Raw genomic sequence first — 5,585 nt, forward strand, 5'->3', positions numbered from 1 at the left:
CGGCATAGCCTTTCCGTGTCCACCAAAGTGATTACACTTCAGGGTGCCGGGTCGTGGTCGACGCTGTCGACCGCGACCAACCGCTCGAACGCGGCGAGGTCGCCGGAGTTCACGGCGTCGCCGAAGGCCTGCTGAGCTGCCATCACGCTGTCGCGGGACATGGATCTCCTCCACGGGGTCGGGCACGCGTGCGGTGCGGCCCGGCCCGAGCACCCTCGCCCAGGCACGGACGGCGCGCCACCGGGGCCGCCCGGTACCCGGTCGACCCGCCNAGCTGCCATCACGCTGTCGCGGGACATGGATCTCCTCCACGGGGTCGGGCACGCGTGCGGTGCGGCCCGGCCCGAGCACCCTCGCCCAGGCACGGACGGCGCGCCACCGGGGCCGCCCGGTACCCGGTCGACCCGCCTGCGCAGGCCTGGCCGGCCCGGGACCTTCTCCGGCAGGAGTGCAGGAGCATGGCCGCAGCCCGGTCGGGTGACGGCTTCACCGTCACGCCGACAGCTCTCCCCGACAGCCATCGCCATCCGGTCACGTCGCCGCGAACATCGCGGATCCACTGTTTCCGGCTCAGGCAGCTGGCTGGGCCACCGATCATGTGCCCGTGCACCTGAGGCCTCTGCCGATGACGCGAGTGGCCAACACGGCCCTCGGGGCCGTCCTGCTCGTCATGGGAGTCTTCCTGTGGTGGGACGCGGCGGTCGCGGCTTGGCGGTGGCCGCTGGGCGTCGCGCTGGGGCTTTACCTCGTCGTCCGCGGGTGGCGCATGGAGGTCGTGTGCGAGGGCGGCGGTGTGCTGGTCCGTGGCCTGCTGCGGACTCGGGTTGTGCCCGGGGTGCGGTGGTCGAGGTGAGCGACTGGCCGGCGCTGCGCTGGACGGACGACACAAGTCGACGGCGATGGACACCGCTCGTCATGTTCGCCACGACTCCTCGGATGCTGCGCTCAGCTGTCCGGCATCACGACGAGCAGTTGCGGCGGCTGCGTCAGTGGGTGCACCGGCGCCGCTAGTTGCTTTTTCGAGTCCAGCCCAGTGCGTCCGCCGGGGATCGCTGGCCGGACAGCGTCCCGCTGTCGATCCCCAACCGGTCACTGCCGCCCAGCTCTCGCCCGCGACAGTCCCCAGCACCTACCGTCCCGACATGGTCGACCTCCGGACCGCTGTGACGCTGCACGGCTTCGCCGACGCCGAGGCACCTCGTCCACCGCTGCAGTACCAGGAGCTCCTCGCACCGGGCGTGGTGCACGTCGACTACGCCGACCCCGACCACGTCTTCCGCGTCACGGTCGAACAGGTCGAGCGCCGCCGGCTCACCGTCCCAGCGACGGCGGCCGCGCAGCTGGCCGACATCACCGTGCGCGTAAGCGCCGTGACAGCCGACACCCACCTCAGCTTGCACCTCGAAGGCACAGGGGCAGCCGCCGACGCCGTCGCAGCCGAGCACCAGCGGGCCTTCCAGAGCTGGGAGAACAGCTACCGCCCCGGGACGCCGATGGCAGCGCCGCCCGCGTGGCCCGCCGACCGCCTCATGCGCGAGGTGCGAGTCCACGTCAGCGATGACGTCGGCACCAACTACCGCTTCGCCTCCGGAGAGGCCGGAGGACACGACAACCCGTGGAAGGCGCTACGCCGCTACCTGCCCGCCCCTCCCCCGGACGCCACCGCCCTGGACCTTGTGCTCGCCGTCGCCGACCGGCCCGACATCCACGTCACCGTGCCGCTGACCTCTTGACCGTCGCACCTACGGCCCGACAACCGGCGTCGCCCTCGGCGCGCGGTCACCAAAGCCTTGACCACCTCCGCCGCTGACGGCAGTCGTCTCGCTTCGGATCCTCAACTGGAGTGCGGCACGCGCGGGTGATCAGCCGAGGGCGGTGGCCCACTGCTGGGCGGTGGGCTGGTCGTAGTAACGGGTGAAGTCACAGCCCCAGACGACGGGGTCTTCCAGTGGTCCTCCGCCGAAGCGTGCGGCGCCGGCGACGAGCATGCGGGTGCCGACGGTGTAGCTGGGCGTGTCGAGCATGCGGCTGTCCTCGCGGGTGATGCCGTCGGCGCCGGCACGGGGCTCGGCGGGGCTCATCGGCAAGGTGATCGAGGCCGGCGCGCCTGTGTCGGGGCCGCGGAACCAGGTGGTGACCTCGAAGGTGACGCGGTTGCTCTGGAACAGGCTGCCGGTGTCGATCCTGGTGATGGTGCCGTCGAAGGCGAAGGTGACCTGTTCGGCCAGCACCTGGGGGCTGTAGGCGAAGGCGCAGCTGGCCGCCCCGTCCTGCTCGACCGGCACCGGGCCTTGCCCGGTGGCCACGACGTCGGGCCGCTGGGTGGTGACCGCCCACGGCGCGGTGACCACCAGGACCGCCGCGAGCACCGCGGCGGTGGCCGCGGTGGCGACCAGCGCGGTCCGGCGACGTCGTGAGCGTGCCCGCGCGGCCGCGGCCCGCCCGACCATGAGCTCCTCGTGGGCCCCGGGGGCCTCAGCGGCGGCGGCCCGACGCAGCCGCGACATCGCGTCCTCGAGCACGCCCGGTCCTGGTGCGGGCACCGTGCCGGCGCGGGCGAGGTCCTCGCGCCATCCGCGGTCGGCCGCGTCGCCGAGCCGGCGCGGGGCGGGGCGGTGGTCGGCGTTCACGAGGGCCTCCTCGAGGACGGGGGAGACGCGGCCGGGTCCCCCACGGTCGGTCCTGGCGTGCTGACGTGGTGACGCAGCTGGCGGCGGGCGCGGTGGAGACGCGATCGGGCGGTGCCCGGGGGGATGTCGAGGACGGCGGCGGCCTCGGTCGGGCTCAGCTGCTCCCAGACCACCAGCAGCAGCAGCTCTCGGTCGGGTCCGGTCAGGCTCGCTAGGCCCGAGCGAAGGGCGGGTGCCGTCGCCGCGGCGTCCAGGCGGGCGTCGACGGCATCCCAGTCCGGTGCCGGATCGGTTACCGCCTCACTCCGCGAGCCTTCCTGGTGTGCTCGCCGGTGCTGGCGTTGGGCGGCGAATAGGACGTGGCGGGCGACGCCGAAGACCCAGGCGCGCACGGGCCCCCGGCCGGGGTCGTAGGAGCCGCGGGAGGCGAAGGCCTGCAGCCACGTCTCGGCGAGCAGGTCGTCGGCGATCTGGGCGCTGGAGCGGCGCTGCAGGTAGCCGTGCACCGGTGCGCTGTGCCGGCGCACGAGCTCCTCGAAGGCCACCGGCCGGTGCAGCGACCGCACCAGGACGTCTTCGTCGCTGTCCGGCATCAGCTCCCCCTCCTCCTGCCCGGCTACCTGCTCTCACCCTCTCCTTGGCAGCACGGGCCCACAGCGTTCACGCCCGGCCGCACCGGTCCACGCAGGGACCGGTCACGACGGGCCGCCAGCCCTCCCATGCTCCTGAGGGACGACCGCCTTGAGCACGCCGACGACCCTTCGACGACGTCCTCGGCGACCGACCCGAGGCGTCCCGCAGGTGATCCTCAAGCGGGATGGCCGGAGGAGCGCCACGATCCAACGATGTTCGCCTGGGACCACAACGCGTACTACCACCGGCTGCTGCTGCGCCACGTGCCCCGAGGAGCAGTGCGCGTTCTGGACGTCGGGTGCGGCGCCGGAGCCCTGGCAGCCAGCGCGGCGGCGCGCGTCGACCACGTCGACGCCCTCGACCGCGACCAATCAATGGTCGAGGCAGCCCGCCACCGAGTGCCCGAGAACGTCACCGTGACCCAGGCCGACGTCCTGGACCACCCGCTCGCCCCGAGCTCTTACGACGCCATCGTGTCCATGAGCACGCTGCACCACCTCCCGCTGGCTCCTGCGCTCTCCCGCCTCGCCGGAGCGCTGCGACCCGGTGGCGTCCTCGCAGCGATCGCTCTGCCGCGCATCGACCTGCCCCGCGAGGCGCCCCTCGAGGTCGCCGCCGTCGCCTTCCACCACCTGGCCGGGGCTGCCCTCACCACGGCTCGACACCCTCTGCACACGCAGATGACGGGCGCTGATCAAGACGCCATGCCGGTCCTCGACCCCGAGCTGACCACCCGCCAGGCTCGCGAGGTGGCCCGCGGCGTCCTTCCGGGGGCACGGGTGCGCCGGCTGCTGCTGTGGCGCTACCTGCTCGTGTGGCAGAAGCCACACAGCTCGTGATCTCGGCGTCCTTCTGCGGATCGCTGGCCGGACAGCGTCCCGCTGTCGATCGTCGCCCGGCACGCTCGCGGCCAGTGGGCTGACGCCGCGACCACCGGGATCAGTCGGTCGATGGGCGGAGGGAGTTCGCGTGCTGGATTCGATGTCGCCATGACAGCACTACAGCGAGAAGCGTGAAGGCCGCGCCAGCCGACGTCAGCCAGAGGCCCTCGAAGGCCGCGAAGACTCCAACCAGTGCGGCGCCGACGGCTACGAAGAGGTGTAAGGCTCGCACTTCTCCAAGATGGCACATCCCCGAGCGCTCTGGTCGCCTCGTGAGGGTGATGAACCCTCAGCGGAGCGCGGCTGTCCTGCCATGGCCACCGCAACTAAACGACGACGCCGGGCGTCCCAGTCGCCGACCGCCTGCTGGAGCACCGCAAGGCTCGAGGCGCGGCCCGGGCTCCCGGTCGTGATCTTGTGTCACTGGGGATCCTCAACCGGGGAAGTGCATCGCTCCGGCACCGCCGAGATCGCGGCACATCATGCGTTAAGGGCAAGCGTCGACCGCGACGACCATGCTGGTGGTATTGGTCCGCTCAGCGGCCTCACCGTCGACCGTGTAACTCACGGCCAGCGCGTGAGCGGTACCCCTTGCTGCGCTGGTGCGATAAACGCTCACCACCAGCGACCTCGTTTCGCCAGGCGACAGGACGGCACCAACAGCATCAACCCGCTCGTCCCAGCCCGGGATGTCGGCTGGTGGGTAGTCCCAAGACCCAACCATGCCCTCCGGGGGCAGCACGAACGCCTTCTCTAGTGCCAGGCCGTCCGAATCCAGCAGGCGCACATCAGTAATGGTCATCTCCTGCTCGCCGGCCGTGATCGCGTCACCGAACGCGTGACGCTCCCCCTGCGCCGCCGGTGAGCAGACCTCTCCCCAATCCCCGCCGAAGGCGACGCCGTCATCACCCCTGCCACAACCGGCCACCAAGGCGGCCACCAGCCCAATCGTCACGGCCACTGTCGTCACCGAAGGGCGCGTACGGGCGGGCGTCTTGAGCACGTGGTCAACATAGAGCGGGCCACCTCCGCGCTCCGCTGTCTTTGACGCAGTCTCCTGGCGACGCCCCGCCCACGGAGGACGCGCAGAGGGTCCCCGGTGACCATCGCTGGCCGGACAGCGTCCCGCTGTCGATCGGCATCCGGCACGCGATGCGCCGCCACCCCGCCGCGGTCACGAGGCGCGAGCTCGCGCCCCCTCGGCAGCTGCCACGACGAGCAGCACCGCCGCTGCGCAGAGCACCAGAGCAGGCGGCAGCAGGTACAGGCCGAGACCGACGACCGTGACCACCGCCCACACCAGCGACGCCGCGGCAGCCAGAGACACCAGCAGGGCAGCCCCGGCTAACGGCGCCCTCGACGCCCCGGCCCAAGCGACCACCGTGAGCAGGAGCGGCGCACCGATCACGACAGCCGCGACCGTCCAGCCCTCGTCGACGAG

Annotated in this window: 7 protein-coding genes and 1 pseudogene; 3 read left to right on the forward strand and 5 right to left on the reverse strand. The window is 72.0% G+C overall.

Annotated elements, in window-relative coordinates:
• Positions 1-38: 38 nt before the first annotated feature.
• Positions 39-161: a hypothetical protein gene (locus WDZ17_RS17065; RefSeq protein WP_339576378.1), complete on the reverse strand. Its 123-nt coding sequence runs from the start codon at positions 159-161 to the stop codon at positions 39-41.
• A gap of 443 nt (positions 162-604) precedes the next feature.
• Here WDZ17_RS17065 and WDZ17_RS17070 point away from each other — a divergent pair, with 443 nt between their 5' ends.
• Both WDZ17_RS17070 and WDZ17_RS17075 read left to right on the forward strand, forming a co-directional pair.
• Entirely contained in the window at positions 605-853 is a 249-nt protein-coding gene (locus WDZ17_RS17070; protein ID WP_339576379.1) for a hypothetical protein, read from the forward strand.
• 289 nt (positions 854-1,142) lie between these two features.
• Positions 1,143-1,733: a hypothetical protein gene (locus WDZ17_RS17075; RefSeq protein WP_339576380.1), complete on the forward strand. Its 591-nt coding sequence runs from the start codon at positions 1,143-1,145 to the stop codon at positions 1,731-1,733.
• Positions 1,734-1,862: 129 nt separating this feature from the next.
• Here WDZ17_RS17075 and WDZ17_RS17080 read toward each other — a convergent pair whose 3' ends face one another.
• The gene (locus tag WDZ17_RS17080) at positions 1,863-2,630 is read right to left on the reverse strand and encodes a hypothetical protein (protein WP_339576381.1); all 768 of its coding nucleotides are present in this window, start codon (positions 2,628-2,630) and stop codon (positions 1,863-1,865) included.
• Entirely contained in the window at positions 2,627-3,223 is a 597-nt protein-coding gene (locus WDZ17_RS17085; protein ID WP_339576382.1) for an RNA polymerase sigma factor, read from the reverse strand. Before WDZ17_RS17085 ends, WDZ17_RS17080 begins: the two co-directional genes overlap by 4 nt.
• Before the next feature lie 252 nt (positions 3,224-3,475).
• Between WDZ17_RS17085 and WDZ17_RS17090 the strand changes: the two genes are divergently transcribed.
• Positions 3,476-4,102, forward strand: coding sequence for a class I SAM-dependent methyltransferase (locus WDZ17_RS17090; RefSeq protein ID WP_339576383.1), 627 nt, complete (start codon positions 3,476-3,478; stop codon positions 4,100-4,102).
• A 529-nt stretch (positions 4,103-4,631) separates the two neighbouring features.
• Here the strand turns inward: WDZ17_RS17090 and WDZ17_RS17095 are convergent.
• Both WDZ17_RS17095 and WDZ17_RS17100 read right to left on the reverse strand, forming a co-directional pair.
• Positions 4,632-5,147: a hypothetical protein gene (locus WDZ17_RS17095; RefSeq protein WP_339576384.1), complete on the reverse strand. Its 516-nt coding sequence runs from the start codon at positions 5,145-5,147 to the stop codon at positions 4,632-4,634.
• A gap of 171 nt (positions 5,148-5,318) precedes the next feature.
• A pseudogene (locus WDZ17_RS17100) lies at positions 5,319-5,585 on the reverse strand (hypothetical protein); the annotation flags it as partial.

Origin of the sequence: Pseudokineococcus basanitobsidens (assembly GCF_037482545.1) — a bacterium.
GTDB classification, from domain to species: Bacteria; Actinomycetota; Actinomycetes; order Actinomycetales; family Quadrisphaeraceae; genus Pseudokineococcus; species Pseudokineococcus basanitobsidens.

Excerpts from the sequence above, each read along its gene's own strand:
- WDZ17_RS17085 (WP_339576382.1), bottom strand. The coding sequence starts at position 3,223 with ATGCCGGACAGCGACGAAGACGTCCTGGTGCGGTCGCTGCACCGGCCG.
- WDZ17_RS17065 (WP_339576378.1), bottom strand. The coding sequence starts at position 161 with ATGTCCCGCGACAGCGTGATGGCAGCTCAGCAGGCCTTCGGCGACGCC.
- WDZ17_RS17075 (WP_339576380.1), top strand. The coding sequence starts at position 1,143 with ATGGTCGACCTCCGGACCGCTGTGACGCTGCACGGCTTCGCCGACGCC.
- WDZ17_RS17090 (WP_339576383.1), top strand. The coding sequence starts at position 3,476 with ATGTTCGCCTGGGACCACAACGCGTACTACCACCGGCTGCTGCTGCGC.